Origin of the sequence: Nakamurella sp. A5-74 (genome assembly GCF_040438885.1) — a bacterium.
Taxonomy (GTDB): domain Bacteria; phylum Actinomycetota; class Actinomycetes; order Mycobacteriales; family Nakamurellaceae; genus Nakamurella.
This window is the reverse complement of sequence record NZ_CP159218.1, coordinates 3,421,273-3,437,664: the sequence shown is the minus strand read 5'-3', so window position 1 is coordinate 3,437,664 and position 16,392 is coordinate 3,421,273. Positions and strand designations below refer to the sequence as shown.

Annotated in this window: 15 protein-coding genes; 10 read left to right on the top strand and 5 right to left on the bottom strand. The window is 68.7% G+C overall.

All coding sequences use genetic code 11. The features are described from left to right. The 3 genes from ABLG96_RS15825 to ABLG96_RS15815 all read left to right on the top strand — a co-directional run bounded on the left by ABLG96_RS15825 (position 1) and on the right by ABLG96_RS15815 (position 2,872). On the top strand, positions 1–957 hold the full coding sequence (locus tag ABLG96_RS15825; RefSeq protein ID WP_353648302.1) for a sugar ABC transporter permease: 957 nt from the start codon (positions 1–3) through the stop codon (positions 955–957). Continuing rightward, positions 954–1,790 (top strand): carbohydrate ABC transporter permease, encoded by an 837-nt coding sequence (locus tag ABLG96_RS15820; protein WP_353648301.1) that lies wholly within the window; start codon positions 954–956, stop codon positions 1,788–1,790. Before ABLG96_RS15825 ends, ABLG96_RS15820 begins: the two co-directional genes overlap by 4 nt. 197 nt (positions 1,791–1,987) lie before the next feature. Then, on the top strand, positions 1,988–2,872 hold the full coding sequence (locus tag ABLG96_RS15815; RefSeq protein WP_353648300.1) for a DUF559 domain-containing protein: 885 nt from the start codon (positions 1,988–1,990) through the stop codon (positions 2,870–2,872). Between the two features lie 96 nt (positions 2,873–2,968). On the opposite strand, the gene glpK is transcribed toward ABLG96_RS15815, so the two are convergent. Both glpK and ABLG96_RS15805 read right to left on the bottom strand, forming a co-directional pair. Further along, positions 2,969–4,528 carry a glycerol kinase GlpK gene (gene glpK / locus ABLG96_RS15810; RefSeq protein WP_353648299.1) on the bottom strand — a complete coding sequence of 520 codons (1,560 nt, stop codon included), beginning with the start codon at positions 4,526–4,528 and terminating at the stop codon, positions 2,969–2,971. A 161-nt stretch (positions 4,529–4,689) separates the two neighbouring features. Beyond that, complete coding sequence (locus tag ABLG96_RS15805) at positions 4,690–5,433, bottom strand: MIP/aquaporin family protein (RefSeq protein WP_353651540.1); 744 nt, start codon at positions 5,431–5,433, stop codon at positions 4,690–4,692. Between the two features lie 302 nt (positions 5,434–5,735). Between ABLG96_RS15805 and ABLG96_RS15800 the strand changes: the two genes are divergently transcribed. From ABLG96_RS15800 to ABLG96_RS15770, 7 genes are all read left to right on the top strand, one after another. After that, a complete protein-coding gene (locus ABLG96_RS15800) occupies positions 5,736–7,574 on the top strand; it encodes a glycerol-3-phosphate dehydrogenase/oxidase (RefSeq protein WP_353648298.1) in 1,839 nt (612 codons plus the stop codon). A gap of 11 nt (positions 7,575–7,585) precedes the next feature. Continuing rightward, positions 7,586–8,446 carry a hypothetical protein gene (locus ABLG96_RS15795; RefSeq protein WP_353648297.1) on the top strand — a complete coding sequence of 287 codons (861 nt, stop codon included), beginning with the start codon at positions 7,586–7,588 and terminating at the stop codon, positions 8,444–8,446. Next, positions 8,443–9,159 (top strand): hypothetical protein, encoded by a 717-nt coding sequence (locus ABLG96_RS15790; protein ID WP_353648296.1) that lies wholly within the window; start codon positions 8,443–8,445, stop codon positions 9,157–9,159. Before ABLG96_RS15795 ends, ABLG96_RS15790 begins: the two co-directional genes overlap by 4 nt. Beyond that, positions 9,156–10,214 (top strand): MoxR family ATPase, encoded by a 1,059-nt coding sequence (locus ABLG96_RS15785; RefSeq protein WP_353648295.1) that lies wholly within the window; start codon positions 9,156–9,158, stop codon positions 10,212–10,214. Before ABLG96_RS15790 ends, ABLG96_RS15785 begins: the two co-directional genes overlap by 4 nt. A gap of 27 nt (positions 10,215–10,241) precedes the next feature. Continuing rightward, the gene (locus ABLG96_RS15780) at positions 10,242–11,723 is read left to right on the top strand and encodes a DUF58 domain-containing protein (RefSeq protein WP_353648294.1); all 1,482 of its coding nucleotides are present in this window, start codon (positions 10,242–10,244) and stop codon (positions 11,721–11,723) included. Continuing rightward, positions 11,720–12,223 carry a hypothetical protein gene (locus tag ABLG96_RS15775; protein WP_353648293.1) on the top strand — a complete coding sequence of 168 codons (504 nt, stop codon included), beginning with the start codon at positions 11,720–11,722 and terminating at the stop codon, positions 12,221–12,223. Before ABLG96_RS15780 ends, ABLG96_RS15775 begins: the two co-directional genes overlap by 4 nt. A 270-nt stretch (positions 12,224–12,493) precedes the next feature. Next, positions 12,494–13,585 carry a hypothetical protein gene (locus tag ABLG96_RS15770; RefSeq protein ID WP_353648292.1) on the top strand — a complete coding sequence of 364 codons (1,092 nt, stop codon included), beginning with the start codon at positions 12,494–12,496 and terminating at the stop codon, positions 13,583–13,585. Positions 13,586–13,587: 2 nt separating this feature from the next. On the opposite strand, the gene ABLG96_RS15765 is transcribed toward ABLG96_RS15770, so the two are convergent. Genes ABLG96_RS15765 through ABLG96_RS15755 form a run of 3 tightly spaced genes read right to left on the bottom strand, consistent with a single transcriptional unit; the run spans position 13,588 to position 16,294 of the window. Continuing rightward, complete coding sequence (locus ABLG96_RS15765; RefSeq protein WP_353648291.1) at positions 13,588–15,396, bottom strand: biotin carboxylase N-terminal domain-containing protein; 1,809 nt, start codon at positions 15,394–15,396, stop codon at positions 13,588–13,590. After that, complete coding sequence (locus ABLG96_RS15760) at positions 15,393–16,103, bottom strand: Maf family protein (protein ID WP_353648290.1); 711 nt, start codon at positions 16,101–16,103, stop codon at positions 15,393–15,395. The genes ABLG96_RS15765 and ABLG96_RS15760 overlap by 4 nt, the downstream gene beginning before the upstream one ends. After that, positions 16,100–16,294: an acyl-CoA carboxylase epsilon subunit gene (locus ABLG96_RS15755; protein ID WP_353648289.1), complete on the bottom strand. Its 195-nt coding sequence runs from the start codon at positions 16,292–16,294 to the stop codon at positions 16,100–16,102. Before ABLG96_RS15755 ends, ABLG96_RS15760 begins: the two co-directional genes overlap by 4 nt. Between the last annotated feature and the right edge of the window lie 98 nt (positions 16,295–16,392).

Below are 16,392 nucleotides of genomic sequence, written 5' to 3'. Positions count from 1 at the left end.
ATGACCACCACCGAGCAGCGTCCCGGGGTGCCGGTCGGCGCCCCGGGACGCCGCAAGGCCGCCAGCCACGGCCGTCGGACCTTCAGCAGCAGCAAGGGTTTCACCGTGTTGGCGTTCCTCGCGCCGGCGATCGTGGTGGTGCTGCTGTTCACCTACTACCCGATGATCCGCGGCGCCCAGATGGCGTTCCGGCAGTGGAACCTCTACGACCTGCGCACCACGCCGTGGATCGGCTTCGACAACTTCCGTTCGCTGATGGACGACCCCAACTGGGGGACGATCGTCAGCAACACGGTGATCTGGGTGGTCGGTTCGCTGGTTCCCCAACTGGTGATCGGCTTCGGCCTCGCGCTGCTGCTGCGGCGCAAGTTCCGCGGCCGGGGGATCTACCAGGCGTTGGTGTTCTTCCCGTGGGCGGTGTCCGGGTTCCTCATCGGCATCCTGTTCCGCTGGATGTTCAACAGTGAGTTCGGCGTGATCAACGACCTGCTGAAGAAGGTCGGACTGATCGATGCGAACATCCCGTGGCTCGCGGATCCCGACCTCGCCAGGCTCTCCACGGTCATCGCGAACGTCTGGTACGGCGTCACGTTCTTCACCATCATGATTCTCGCTGCGCTGCAGTCGGTTCCGGACGACGTGCTGGAGGCGTCGGCGATCGACGGGGCCGGCAAGGTGCGCACGCTGTGGTCGGTGGTGATCCCGTACATCCGCACGACGCTGGCGCTGACCGTGCTGCTGCGGGTGATCTGGATCTTCAACTTCCCGGACATCATCTACGGCATGACCGGCGGTGGCCCGGCCAACCAGACCCACATCATCACCACCTGGATGATCTCGCTGACCCAGCAGGGTGACTACGGCCGGGCGTCCGCGCTCGGGCTGATCGTGCTGGTCGTGCTGGTGGCGTTCGCCACCTTCTACCTGCTCGCCGTGAAGGAGCGGGACAAGAAATGATGAACCGTGAGAGCAAGGGCTACAAGATATTTCGCGGGGTGATGCTGGGCATCTGGCTCGTCATCACGCTGTTCCCGCTGGTGTGGATCCTCATCACGTCGTTCAAGCCGGCGGGGTCGATCACCAGCTATCCGCTGCAGTACTGGCCGAAGCCGTTCACCCTGGACAACTACAGCCGGCTGTTCGAGGACTCATCGTTCGGCACCTACGTCCTCAACAGCCTGATGATCTCGCTGGTGGCCGGTGCGATCGCGACGGTCATCTCGCTGCTCGGAGCGTACGTGTTGGCGCGCTTCACCTTCCGTGGGAGGGGCGCGCTGCTGATGGCGTTCCTGGTGACGCAGATGATCCCGGCCTTCATCGCGCTCGGACCGCTCTACGTGATGATGGTCGACTTCGGTCTTGTCGATTCACGTTCCGGCCTGACGATCGTCTACATCGCGCTGTGCATCCCGTTCTGCACCATCATGTTGCGCGGCTTCTTCGCCAACGTGCCGGCGGAGCTGGAGGAGGCGGCGATGGTGGACGGCTGCAACCGGCTGACCGCTCTCGTGCGGGTGATCGTGCCGGTGATGACGCCGGGGATCGTCGCGACCTTCATCTTCAACTTCGTCAACTGCTGGAACGAGCTGTTCCTGTCGGTGACGCTGATCAACAGTGACTCCAACAAGACGATCCCGGCCGCACTCAACGGCTTCATCTCCAGCTTCAACATCGAGTGGGGACCGATGTCGGCGGCAGCGGTGCTGGCCATCATCCCGACGATGATCCTGTTCGCGGTCGCCTCGAAGTTCATCGTGCAAGGGCTGACGTCGGGAGCTGTCAAGGGCTGAGCACGAGCTCGACTGGACGCGGGGGTCGGTGACGAGGATGCGACTCTCGACCGCCGTTTTGGCAGGACGTCCTGCGGATTCGCTGATCGAGGGCCATTCCCTCGTCACAAACCCGGGGTTGTCCACACGCCCGAAGCTGTCCACACCGTGGTTGCTCGGTCAACGAACGCGTGAGGCGAGCGCCGACCATCGCATCCATGAGCACCGGTCGTCGACATGTCCAGATCTCGGCCGCGCTGGCGGAAGGCGGCGGAGTCGTCCTGGCGCGTTCACACCCGACGCTGAGGCGGACGCTGCTGCGCGAGGTGGAACGAGGGACCCTGGCGTCCCCGATGTGGGGCACCTTTGTCGCTGCCGGCGCGGAACGCAATCCGCTCGTGCTCGCAGCCGTTCTGTGCGCAGTCTGCCCGGAGGCGGTGATCGCGGGGTGGACCGCGGCGGCGCTGACGTTCTGGCCCGGTAAGGAGTGCCTGCCGATCCGGGCGATCAACCTCGCCGTGGGTAGGGCGCCATCCTGGCTGTCTGCGAGTCGTGCGTCAGTCCCGCCCGAACTCGTCCTGACCCGGGGGTCGTTGCGTCTCACCTGCCCCGAGCTCACCGCGCTGGACCTGGCGGTCGAGTCGCAGGGTGAGTCGATCTTCGCTCTGTTGCGCTCAGAGACCGGATCCGTCGAGGGTCTGAAGACGGCGCTGGCTCTCCTCCCCGGCCGTCGTGGGAACGCAGCTCGAGGGCGAGCGCTCGGCCGAGCAGCCAACAACCCCTGGTCGGGCGGAGAGCAGCAGTTCCAGCAGTTCCTGCTGAACGAACAGTTGACAGAGTTCGTGGGGAACCTCCGGGTGCGCGTCTTCGGGCGCACCTACCGCGTGGATCTCGCTCTCCCGCGGCTGAAGATCGGGATCGAGTTCGACAGCATCGCGCACCACACCGACCGGAAGTCTTTCGAGGCCGACCGCCGCAAACACAATGATCTGGAAGCTGCCGGTTGGCGGATCCTGCACGTCACCTGGCAGATGCTCGTCGGCGGACCCGACGAGGTACTGCGGCGCATCCGGCAGCTGATCGTCGGTGTGGCGCGAACGTGACGAAGAAATGGCCCTCGATCAGCGTTCCGGCAGGACGTCCTGCCAGTTCTGTGATCGAGGGCCACATCCTCGTCAGATCATCATCCGGAGTGAGGCTCAGCTCTCGACGGCTTCCTCCGCCACTGCTTCCTCGGCCTCTTCGGCGTCATTGTCGACCCAGTCGAAGGTCTTGGTGACGGCCTTCTTCCACTGCTTGTAGCGCTTCTCGCGCTCGGCGGCCTCGAGCTGGGGCTCCCAGCGCTTGTCCTCGGCCCAGTTGGTGCGGATGTCATCCTCGGACTCCCAGTAGCCGACCGCGAGACCGGCGGCGTAGGCGGCGCCCAGCGCGGTGGTCTCGGCGACCACCGGCCGGATCACCGGCACGCCGAGGATGTCGGCCTGGAACTGCATCAGGGTCTCGTTGACGACCATGCCGCCGTCCACCTTGAGTGCCGTGAGATCGACGCCGGAGTCGGCGTTCATCGCGTCGAGCACCTCGCGGGTCTGGAAGGCCGTTGCCTCCAGCACGGCGCGGGCGATGTGGCCCTTGTTGACGTAGCGGGTGAGCCCGACGATCGCGCCGCGGGCATCGGAGCGCCAGTACGGTGCGAACAGCCCCGAGAAGGCCGGCACGAAGTAACAGCCGCCGTTGTCGTCGACGCCCTTCGCCAGGTCCTCGATCTGGGCGGCATCGCTGATCAGACCCAGGTTGTCGCGGACCCACTGGACCAGGGAGCCGGTGACGGCGATCGAGCCCTCGAGGGCGTAGACCGTCGGCTGGTCGCCGATCTTGTAGCAGACCGTCGTCAGCAGGCCGTTCTTGCTGGGGACCTTCTCGGTACCCGTGTTGATCAGCATGAAGTTGCCGGTGCCGTAGGTGTTCTTGGCCTCGCCGACCGACAGACAGGCCTGGCCGAAGGTGGCCGCCTGCTGGTCGCCGAGGATGCCGGCGATCGGTACACCGGACAGCGCGCCGCTCTCGCGGCCCTTGGCGTACACCTCGGAACAGGACTTGATCTCGGGCAGCATCGACATCGGGATGCCCATGTCCTTCGCGATGCCCTCGTCCCAGGACAGCGTGTCCAGGTCCATCAGCATGGTGCGGGAGGCGTTGGTCGGGTCGGTGATGTGCAGCCCGCCGTTGACGCCGCCGGTCATGTTCCAGACCAGCCAGGTGTCCATGTTGCCGAACACCAGGTCGCCGGCCTCGGCCTTCTCCCTGGCCCCCTCGACGTTCTCCAGGATCCACATCACCTTGGGGCCGGAGAAGTAGGTGGCCAGTGGCAGGCCGACCTTGGCCTTGTACCGGTCCTGACCGCCGCCGAGCTCCCCGAGCTTGTCGACGATCTTGTCGGTGCGGGTGTCCTGCCAGACGATCGCGTTGTAGACCGGCTCGCCGGTGGTCCGGTCCCACACCATCGCGGTCTCGCGCTGGTTGGTGATGCCGACCGCGGCGATGTCGGCGGGCTTCAGGTCCTTCTTCGACAGCGCCGCTGCGGTGACCGCGCGGGTGTTCTCCCAGATCTCCTTCGGGTCGTGCTCGACCCAGCCGGCCTGCGGGAAGATCTGCTCGTGTTCCTTCTGGTCGACCGCGACGACGCGACCGTCGTGGTCGAAGATCATGCAGCGGGTGGACGTGGTGCCCTGGTCGATGGACGCGATGTACTGCTGCGACATGTGGAGCCCTTCGTGTCGAATGAAGATGTGGGTCGGATGGTGACGTGGGGTCGGATGGTGACGTGGGTCGAACGGGGACCTGGGTCAACGAGGACGTAGGTCGGATGAGGATGTTTGTCGGATGAGAATGTGGGTCGGAGGGAGGTCCGCCGACCGTCGGCTCAGCTGGTCTTGGGGTTGAAGACGGCGAACAGAGTCGGGGTGTCGAGCACCTTGAACAGCAGCGCAGCCAGCACCGCACCGACCAGCGGCCCCACGATCGGGACCCAGGAGTAGCCCCAATCGGAGCTGCCCTTGCCCCTGATCGGCAGGATCGCGTGTGCGATGCGCGGACCGAGATCACGGGCCGGGTTGATGGCGTATCCCGTCGGACCGCCGAGCGACGCGCCGATGCCGACGACCAGGAAGGCCACGAAGAGCGGGCCGAGCTTGTCGGGGGTACCACCGGACATCAGGATCACGAAGATCAGCACGAAGGTGGCGATCACCTCGGTGACCAAGTTCCACGGCAGATTACGGATCGCCGGCCCGGTGGAGAACACGCCGAGCTTGGCGCCCGGGTCCTCCTCCTGGTCGAAGTGGTCCTTGAACGCGAGCCAGCAGAGCACCGCACCGATGAAGGCGCCCAGGAACTCCGCCGCCCAGTAGACCAGGGCCTGGCCGAAGTCGATCTTGCCCAGCACCAGCTGGGCGATCGTCACCGCCGGATTGAGGTGCGCGCTGGTCGGGAACGCGACGTAGACACCGGCGAAAACACCGAGGCCCCAACCGAAGTTGATGAGCAGCCAGCCGCCGCCGAGGCCCTTCGACTTGATCAGGATGGCCGTGGCGACGACGCCGCAGCCGAGCAGCAGCAGCATCGCCGTGCCCATCGTCTCGTACAGGAATATCTGGCCGTTGGTCACGGTCACCGCGCGCCTCCAGGGATCGGCCGGAGCCCCAGCGCCGGCGCTGCGTTCACCAGACGCTCGAGTGCGCTGGTGAGGACGGTCACAACCTAACCCACCCCCGCAGTGCAGAACAGGGCTGCCCGGGGTGAGTACCAGATCGGTGATCGGAGCACAATCCAGGCGGTGCCGGCCACTGCACGACCTGAGCGCGATCCGTGCAGGTCCGCCATCCTGAGCCGGGCAACGACCGCCCGGGGACGGCGGTAGGTTGGAGCGAAGTTGGCGCGCTCACCGCGCCCGGGTAGGAGGACACGATCATGAGTGACGCAGCCCAGAGCAGTGCAGCCCCGAAGAGCAGTGTGGCCCCGGAGAACGGCGCAGCCCCGGGGAGCAGTGCAGCCCGGAAGGCCCCGTCGATCCCGGCCGGGATCGGCCCGCAGACTGCCGGCGCCCGCCTCGGCCCGCAGGAGCGTGCCGACAGTTTCCGGCGGCTGGGCGCCGAGGAGTTCGACGTCGTGGTGATCGGAGCCGGCGTCGTCGGCGCCGGCGCAGCGTTGGACGCCGTCACCCGCGGCCTGTCGGTGGCGCTGATCGAGGCCCGCGACATCGCCTCCGGCACGTCCTCCCGCTCCTCCAAGCTGTTCCACGGTGGCCTGCGCTACCTCGAGATGTTCGAGTTCGGGCTGGTCCGCGAGGCGCTCAAGGAACGCGAGCTGATGCTGACGAAGATCTGTCCGCACCTGGCCAAGCCGGTGTCGTTCCTGTACCCGTTGTCGCAGCACGTGATCGAGCGGCCCTACGTCGGTGCTGGGCTGATCATGTACGACTCGATGGGCGGTGCGCGGTCGGTCCCGCGACACAAGCACCTCACCCGCGCGGGTGCGCTGCGGATGGTGCCCGCGCTGGCGAAGAACTCGCTGGTAGGCGGCATCCGGTACTACGACGGTCAGGTCGACGACGCCCGGCACACCCTGGCGGTTGCCCGCACGGCCGCCGCCTACGGCGCCCTGGTCCGCAACTCCACCCAGGTGATCGGGTTCCTCAAAGAAGCTGATCGGATCGCCGGCGTGAAGGTCCGCGATGTCGAGACGGGCGAGGAGACCTCGGTCAGGGCCAAGGTCGTCATCAATGCGACCGGCGTGTGGACCGATGAGCTGCAACGACTCTCGGGTGGTCGCGGCCGGTTCAAGGTACGCGCTTCCAAGGGCGTGCACCTGGTCGTGGCGCGGGACAAGATCCCGTCGGAGTCGGGGATCATCCTCAAGACCGAGAAGTCGGTGCTGTTCGTCATCCCGTGGAAGTCGTCGCACTGGATCGTCGGTACCACCGACACCGACTGGAACCTCGACCTGGCGCACCCCGCCGCCACCAAGAAGGACATCGACTACATCCTCGAGCACGTCAACAAGGTGCTCGCAGTGCCGTTGACGCACGACGACATCAATGGGGTGTACGCCGGTCTCCGGCCGCTGCTGGCCGGTGAGAGCGAGCAGTCCAGCAAGCTGTCCCGCGAGCACGCTGTCGCCCGGGTCGCCCCCGGCCTGATCGCCATCGCCGGTGGGAAGTACACGACCTACCGGGTGATGGGGATGGACGCCGTCGACGCGGCCGCCGAGGACCTTCCAGGTCGCCTCAATCCGTCGTGCACCGAGGACATCCCGCTGATCGGCGCCTCCGGGTACCAGGCCCTGATGAACCAGGCCGACCGGCTCGGCCAGCAGCACGGCGTGCATCCGTACCGAATCCGGCACCTGCTGGATCGCTACGGTTCGCGGATCCACGAGCTGCTGGCACCCGCGGCCGACGATCCAAGCCTGCTGCAGCCGATCACCGGTGCGGACGACTACCTGCGGGCCGAGGTGCTGTACGCGGCGACGCACGAGGGTGCGCTGCATCTGGAGGACGTATTGGCCCGGCGGACCAGGATCTCCATCGAGACCCCGCACCGGGGCACCGAATCCGCGCAGGCGGTCGCGGACATCATGGGTCCCGTGCTGGGCTGGTCGGAGCAGGAATCACGCCAGGAGGTCGAGGGCTACATCGCCCGCGTCGAGGCCGAGCGGAAGTCGCAGACCGAGCCGGATGACGCCGCCGCGGACGAGGTGCGGCTGCGGGCTCCGGAGATCCGGGACCTGTTGGTCTCGCCGGTGGCCTGACGAACGGGCTGATGAGCGGCATGGGGGCGGACAGCAGCAGGAACGGCGCGGGGCCTGTCCGGACCGGTGGCTGGGCGGTGGCGGTCGGGTCACGGGCGCGGGTGCTGGCTTTCGGCACCGCATTCGTGGTGCTGATCGGCCTTGCGGTGCTGATCGGCCGGATCGGCGGGTGGACCGCTCGGCCGACGGGCGGCGGTGTCCGTGAGCTGCCGACGGCGCCGTCCCGGCCGCGGCCGAGCGTCACCCGGGTTCCGGCCCAGGTCGACCGGTCGATCCCCGACACCTCGAACCAGGCCGCCGCCTGGGTGTGGTTGGTGGTGGCTGCCGTGGTGGCGATCATCGTGTACCTGCTGCTGAGACGGGCCTGGGACGCCCGACGACGGATCGCCGAGCGTCGCCGACTGCGCATCGAGCCCGACGCCGCCACCGGACCACAGCTCGACGAGGAGCCGCCGCCCCCGGTCGCGCAGACGCCGCCGGGCAGGCAGTTCGATGCCAGGGCTGCCGCCGACGCGATCGTTTCCTGCTGGGTCTGGGTGGAGGACTGGGCCACTGCTCGCGGACGTCCCCGGCTCTCGTTCGAGACCCCGACCGAGTTCCTGGACCGGGTGGTCGGGCAGGGGGAGCCGGACCCGGGGGAGTCGGAACTCCCGATCGAGCCAGCGGCCTCGGGTTCATTGCCCCCGAGAGTTGTTGCGACGCAGGCTTATCGGGCTGGAGACGCGGCACAGCGGAGCGCAGCAGCACGCACCCTGTTGCCGCTCTACCAGCGAGCTCGGTTCGACGTCGCCGCGCTCGATCCCGAGTCCGCCGTGCGAGCACGGGACGCAGCCCTGATCGTGTGTGGCAAAGACCCGGTGGACTCCCCGTGAGCCCACCGGGAGCGTGGTGGCGGCTGCTCACGATGCCGATCCTGGCTGCGCTGGCTGCGGGGATCGGGGTGTTCGCCACCGGCGGACCGGTGACCCGCAGCGTCGTCATCGCCCTCACCGCCGGCGTGGTGACCTGGCTGCTGGTGCGGGCCCTCACGGTGGAGGTCGATCCGTGGCCGCCCGAACCGGAAACCGGGTTCGCCCACGGGCGGGTACCCCAGCTGTGGGAGATCAGCGGGTTCGAGTCGGCGCTGCAGCGACCCGAGTACCTGGGGCGACGCGCGATCCGAGCCGTCCGCGAGATCGCCGTTCCTGTCCTGCTGCGACGGGCGATCGACCTGAAGGCGCCCCAGGACGCGGACCGGGCCAGAGACCTGTTGGGTAGCAGGAACTTCGAGCTGCTGACCGACCCCGATCATGGCGCGGTGAGTCGCGCGGATCTGGTCCAGCTGGTGGACCGGGTCACCCGGTTGGCCACCGCGACCGGCGATGGGTTGCGGCCGGTCAGGATCGATCCCCGACTGCTCCCGCACCGCGGACGGCGGTCGTTGCGCGCCCTGATCGGCGCACGCTCGTCGCGGCGATCGACCGGAGGGTCGGCAGACCATTCGGGATCGGGGCCTGCTGCACCCGCTGCCGCCACATCCGCTGCGGCCACATCCGCTGCTGCCACATCCACTGCTGCACCCACCACCGAGAAGGATCGATCATGACCAGCACTGAATCACCCGTCAACGACCCGGTGGCCGCCGGTGGAGCGGCGGAGCGGGTGCCGTCCGCCGAGGAGGTCGCTGCTGTTGCGGGCCGGATCGCCGCAGCGGTCGGCGGCGCGATGGTCGGCAACACCGCGGCCCTGCGGATGGCACTGGCAGCGATCCTGGCGGGTGGGCACGTACTGGTGGAGGACAACCCCGGGCTGGGGAAGACCCTGATGGCGCGCAGCCTGGCCGGTGCCCTGGGGCTGGAGTTCCGCCGGCTGCAGTTCACCCCCGACCTGTTGCCGGCCGACATCACCGGTTCCTATCTGTACAACCCCGGCACCGCCGAGTTCACCTTCCAGCCCGGTCCGGTGTTCGCCGGTCTGCTGCTCGCCGACGAGCTCAACCGCACGCCACCGAAGACCCAGTCGGCACTGCTCGAGGCGATGCAGGAGGGCCAGGTGAGCGTCGAAGGGACGACCCATCCGCTGCCCAGCCCGTTCCACGTGATCGCGACGGCCAACCAGATCGAGTACGAGGGCACCTATGCACTGCCCGAGGCCCAGCTCGATCGGTTCGCCGTCCGGCTGCGATTGGGCTATCCCACTGCCCAGAGCGAACTGGAGATGCTGCGGCGCCGGGTCGGCCGCGCCGCCGGTGACCCAGCCGTCTCCGCCGTGATCGACGCGGCTGGGCTGCGGGCCCTGCAGGCGGGGGTCGAGCGGGTCGCGGTCGATGCCGACGTGATCGGCTACTGCGTCGATCTCGCGCGTGCCAGTCGAGGACACGAGGCCGTCGAGGCGGGTGTCTCACCCCGCGGAACCCAGACGCTGATGCTGATGGCCCGCGCCTGGGCGGTGCTGGAGGGGCGGACCTTCGTGCTTCCCGAGGACGTGAAATCGGTTGCGGTGCAAACCTTGTCGCACCGCCTGGTGTTGCGCCTGCAGGCCTACGCAGATTCGCTGACCGCCGAGGAGGTGGTGCGTGGGTTGCTGTCGACGGTGCCCACTCCGCCGAGCCTGCGGGCCAGGACCGAGCCGATGCTGCGCCCGTCCGGTGCGGCGCGCTGAAGGCGGCCAGTTGAGGACGGCGAGCTGATGACAGTGACCGACCGCACCCCCGCACGAGCCCGGCACGCACCCGGTGTGGGTGAGGCACCTGCCGCGCCGCCCGGACCGTGGCGGCGGACGGCCGCGTTCTACCGGGTCCTCACTGTCGCGGTGTTCGGGACGGGTCTCGCGCTGGGGACCGGGCGCCCGGATCTTGTCGTGCTGGCCGCGCCGATCGTGCTCGCCGGCGCACTGACCTTGCCGGGCACCCTCCGACTGCGCTGGGGTGGCACAGCTGCGGATCCGGGGTCCCGCGCGGGGATCGCCCGCGGGATGGTGGCGGCAGCTCGACTATCGGTGCGCATCGAACTGTCCGGTGTCCGGGAGGCGGAGCTGGTGACCGTCAGGGTGCCGGAATCGACCCGTAATCCGGTGGGGGAGATGGCAACCCTGCCCGGCGGCACCGCGTTGGAGGAGCGCTCCGACAGTCTCACCGTGCTGCAGGACGTGCGGGTGCGCGGCTGGGGTTCCAGCCTGATCAGCCGTCCGGATCTGCTGGCGATCACGGCGGACGGACTGCTCAGAGTCGGTCCCGGCAGAGCCGCTGAGATCTCACAGATGGTGCTGCCGGGCATCCGGGTCCAGGATCCGCTGCCGCTGCCGCCGATCATCGGTGGCTGGGCCGGCAGTCATGTCAGCCGGCGTCCGGGGCAGGGCAGTGATCTCATCGACCTGCGCGACTACGCGCCGGGTGACCGGATGCGATCGGTCCACTGGCGCGCCTACGCCCGCCGCGGCAAGCTGTACACCCGCCGCACACTCTCGGAGGCCGAAGCGGAGATCGCACTGTGTCTGGACGTGCGACATGTGCTGGGCCCCAGGGACATCAGTGAACCCACCGGTCGGCTGGAGCAGGCCGTGGCAGGCGGGCGCGCGCTGCTCAGCAGGGTCGGCGACGAGGGCCGTCGGAGACGACTGGAGGAGCGGCACGAGCGGTGGGACGCACTCGAGCAGAGCCAGTGGAACAGCCTGGACCTCACCGTGCAGGCGGTCACGGCCGTCGCGGCCGCCCACCTGGGCGGCGGGGATCGGGTGTCCGTGCAGACCGTCGATGTGTACCGCCGGATGCTGCGCCACGGCAGCGGCAAGCGGCAGATCGATCGGGTGCGCTACTTCCTGTCCGGGCTGGTCTCGCGGTCGGTCCGGTTGCTGGACGTCGAGCACTGGCTGTTGCGGCCGGGTGCCGTCGTAGTGCTGTTCAGCCCGCTCACCGATGACGCGGCGGTGGACGCGGCGCGGGCAGCGCGGGCGCGTGGGCATCGGGTGATCGTGATCGACACCCTTCCGCTGCAGGGCATCCTGGCGGCCTCGGAGCTGCGGGACACCCGCACCCTCGGCCTGCTCAGCATTGCCCGGGGGTTGCGCGTCGAACGGGTGCTGGCCGCGGGGATCCCTGTCCTGCACTGGGAGGAGGGGTCCATCGACACTCAGATGGCCAAGGCCCTGGTGGGTCTGCGGGCCCGCCGATGAACGAGCAGATCCGGGCCTCCGGCGATTCCGGCGACGCAGTGGACAGGCCTGCGACGCAGGGCGCACCGAGCATCGACATCGCCGCGGGCGTGGGACCGGGATTTCCGGGCTGGTGGCTGCGACTCGCGCTGGGCGTCGTCTGCGCAGGAGCGGTGCTGCTGAGCCTGCAGGTCGGGGCCGGAGCCGGGGTGCTGACCGCGCTCGGATTCCTGCTCGTCAGCCTGGCCGGGGCCACGATGATCGCCCCGCACTCGATCGCCCCGACACTGCTGATCCTCGGCGTGATGACGGCGCACCTGCTGGGCCGGGACGGCGGCATCTCCGTGCTCACCGGGGTTCTCGCCGCGCTGGTGCTGGCGGTGCACCAATTGTCCGGGATCTGCGCGGCGATCCCGCCGCGGTCCATCGTGCATCGGGACGCGCTGCGGCCCGCTCTGCTGCGGTTCGTGCTCTGCGCCGGCGTGGTGCTGATCGGCGTGGTGGTCACGACCCTGTTCTGACGGGCGCGGGTATGAGGGGCGCGTTCTGACGGGCGCGGGTCTGACGGGCGCGGGTATGACGGGCGCGGGTATGACGGGCCAGTCGGCAGGTGACGGAAAGTGGCCGCCCGCCGCGGGCCGGTGCAGGACGTTCTGCAGGATCTCTTCGCCGGCGGCCGCTCCGCGTCATCGACGGACCGGACTGCGCCGCCGGGTCAGCGGTGTATCCGGAGGTCACCGGAGCGTGCTCTACCGGGTGTGGGCCGGACCGTCCGGTCACCGGAGGTCATCATGAGCGACACGGTCATCGCCGTCACTCCCGCAGTGCTCTTCATCGAAGTCGGGAAGGGAATGAAGAGCGGGACGGCCACCGTCACCTACACGGCGCTGAATCCGATGGTGCTGTGGCAGCGGCTCAATCTGGGGGTGTGGACCGAGGTCAACCTGTTTGCCACCGTCGGTACCGTCGACGCCGACCTGAAGGGCTCGTTCGTGACGCCCCCGCTGCGACCCGGCGATCTGCTGGAGTTCCGCAGCTACTTCTACAGATCCGTCGATCCGAACGGCCGGACCAGTGAACGCGATCTGTTCACCGGTGCCCAGGTGCAGGCCCTGGTCAGCGTGCCCGAGGAGCAGCCCTGGATCACCGATCAGACCACCGACGTGGGCGGCACGTTCTACCGGCGCATCATCGCCACCCCACCGCTGTTCACCGCGATCCATGCCGAGATCGGCACCGGTACGCCGTCCCGCGGCACCTTCGGCGAGATGATCCTGCCCAGCGTGGTCGCCACCGCGGACAGCCAGCTGAAGCAGGTGCACACGGTGGAGCTGCTGCCGCTGCTGGCCGGGCAGTCCTATGTGTGCACGGTGCGCATCAACGATGCGGCAGGACGCTGGTTCACGCTGGTCGAGAATCTGACGACACTGCTGCGGACTGTCACCGTCGATGTCGCTTCGGTGTTCATCAACAACGACGGCGACGGCGGCGGGGCCGGCGAGGCCGAGTTCTGGATCACCACCTACGAGGGCGAGACCGAGATCGACCAGATCCATTTCGGTGACGACGAGAACGACGTCTACACCGGCACCGCGGTGCTGCTGGGCAATCAGATCGTGCGGGGCCCGAAGGTGGTGACCGCGGCCGACCACGACATCGGCATCAACGCGGCCGGCATCGAGTACGACGGCTTCCTGGAGGCGGACGAGCACGCGAACACCTGGGGTCATCCGCCGCACCTGCGGCGACAGCTGGACTTCCCGGCCGGATCGGGTCGGGAGACGTTGTCGCAGCAGTACTTCCAGGTGCCGGCCGTGCCCGGCTCGGTCGGCGACGACTTCGCGTTCACGGTGATCGGGCACTACTCGGTTGCCTACACCTGAGCTCAGCTCTCGGTTGCTGCCTCGGCCGATCCTGTAGCCGCCGGCTCGATCACGGCGAGCGTCGCTCCGCTGGAAACGGTGGCGCCGACCTCGACGTCCACCGACGACACCGTGCCGTCGATCGCGGCCGTCACCGGGTTCTCCATCTTCATCGCCTCGATCACCGCGACCAGCTCGCCGGCGCTGACGCTCTGTCCAGCGGTCACCGCGAGCTTGACGACGGTGCCCTGCATCGGCGCGACCACCGTGCCGCCACCGGTCGATGTCGCCGCCTTCGCCCTGGATCGCCTGGGACGCTGCGCTTTCGGCCCGCCGGGGGCCGCGACCGCGATCGATCCCGGCAGGCTCACCTCGACCCGGCGACCGTTGACCTCGGCCACGATCGTCTGTCGCGGGAGGTTGTCTGCTGCATCGTCGGCACCCTCTCCACCGTCACCGGCGGGTGCGTCGAACGGCGGAATGGTGTTCTCGAACTCCGTCTCGATCCACCGGGTGTGCACCCGGAAGTTGCCGTCCGCGGCGGTGAACGCAGGATCGTCCAGTACGACGCGGTGGAACGGCAGCACCGTCGCCATTCCCTCGATCTGCAGCTCGGCGAGTGCCCGGCGGGCCCGGGCGAGGGCCTGATCCCGATCGGCGCCGGTGATGATCACCTTGGCCAGCAACGAATCGAAGGCGCCGGAGACCACGGACCCAGCCTCGATCCCGGCGTCGACCCGCACGCCGGGCCCGGCCGGCAGCGTCAGCGCGGTCACCGTTCCGGGAGCCGGCAGGAAACCACGTCCGGCGTCCTCCCCGTTGATCCGGAACTCGATCGAATGTCCCCGCGGTGTGGGATCCGTGTCGTAGCCGAGGGTTTCGCCGTCGGCTATCCGGAACTGCTCGAGCACCAGGTCGAGTCCCGAGGTCTCCTCGCTCACCGGGTGTTCGACCTGCAGCCGGGTGTTGACCTCCAGGAAGGAGACCATGCCGTCCTGGCCGATGATGAACTCGACCGTGCCAGCTCCGTAGTAGCCGGCCTCCCGGCAGATCGCCTTGGCGGCGGTGTGGATCTGCTCGCGCTGGGCGTCGGTGAGGAACGGCGCGGGCGCCTCCTCCACCAACTTCTGGTAGCGACGTTGCAGTGAGCAGTCACGGGTGCCGACGACGACGACGGTGCCGTGCTGATCGGCCAGCACCTGGGCCTCGACGTGCCGCGGTTTGTCCAGGAATCGTTCGACGAAGCACTCGCCCCGGCCGAACGCAGACACCGCCTCGCGGACCGCCGACTCGTACAGCTCCGGGATCTCCTCCAGCGTGCGAGCTACCTTGAGGCCGCGGCCCCCGCCGCCGAACGCCGCCTTGATCGCCACCGGCAACCCGTACTCGTTCGCGAAGGCGACCACCTCGTCCGACCCCTGCACCGGGTTGGGGGTGCCGGGGGTCAGCGGTGCGCCGGCGCGCAGGGCGATGTGCCGGGCGGTCACCTTGTCGCCCAGGTCGCGGATCGCCTGCGGTGACGGTCCGATCCAGGTCAACCCGGCATCGATCACCCGCTGTGCGAAGTCGGCGTTCTCGGACAGGAAGCCGTAGCCGGGGTGGACGGCGTCGGCGCCGGAGCGCGTCGCGACGTCCAGCAGCTTGGTGATGTCGAGGTAGGTCTCCCCCGAGGTGGCACCGTTCAGCGCGAAGGCCTGGTCGGCAGCCCGCACGTGCGGCGCGTCCCGGTCCGGATCGGCATACACCGCAACGGATTCCAGGCCGGCATCGTGGCAGGCGCGGACCACCCGGACGGCGATCTCGCCGCGATTGGCGATCAGTACTGATTTCACGAGGTCTCCTCGATGCTGGGCACGGCGGTATCGGGCACGGCGGCGCTGGGGGGCAACCGCCACAGATCGGTGACGCGGATGCCCACCCCGGCCAACAGTCGCCGGGTGAGGGGGAGGGAGATGCCGATGACGGAGGACGGATCGCCGTCGACACCGTCGACGAACCAGCCGCCGTAGCCGTCGATGGTCAACGAACCCGCGACCTGCAGCGGCTCGCCGGTGGCCAGATACGTCTCGAGCTCCGCCGGATCGGGTGAGCCGAAACGGATCCCGGTGCTCTCGGTGGCAACCTGTTGGGCCACCACCCGACCTTCGCTCAGCCGGAGCACCGCATGGCCGGTGAGCAGTGTCGACGTCCCGCCGCTCATCTGCCTCCATTGGCGGCGGGCGTCGTCCGGGTCCTTCGGTTTGCCCACCAACTCACCGGCGCACCACAGCATGGAGTCGCAGCCGATCACGATGATGTCGGTCGCCTTGGGTCCGGAAGCCCTGCGCGGCAACAGCTTCGCGACCTCCGGCAGCACGGCGATCGCCTTGGCAAGCGCCAGTTCGGCGACGATCGTCTCCGGTGGAGCACCGGCATGTGCGCGCTGGACGGCGTCCTCGTCGACACCGGACACCAGCACCATCGGGTCGATGCCGGCGGCTCGCAACACGGACAGTCGCGCCGGTGACTGGGACGCGAGCACCACCGTCGGCCCCGTCACCGTGCAGCTCCGCTGCTCCACCATGTGTGCCGACCCGGTGCGAGAGCTCCGAGTCGGTGTGCGGGGGTGCCCCACACGGACCTGGGGGATTCTTGTTGCGGGACCGCAGCATGCGCGGCCAGGGCAGTGATGACGGCGATCACTGCGGCGGCGTCCTCGAGATCGCGGTCGGCGCGGGTTGTGGACGACATCTGCGTCACAGTGCCCGATGTTTCGCCGCCGCTGTCGCTGCGGGCCACGCGGTGGGGCTCCTGCGTCGCGCCACCGCGCGTGTCCTGCGCTCCTGCGC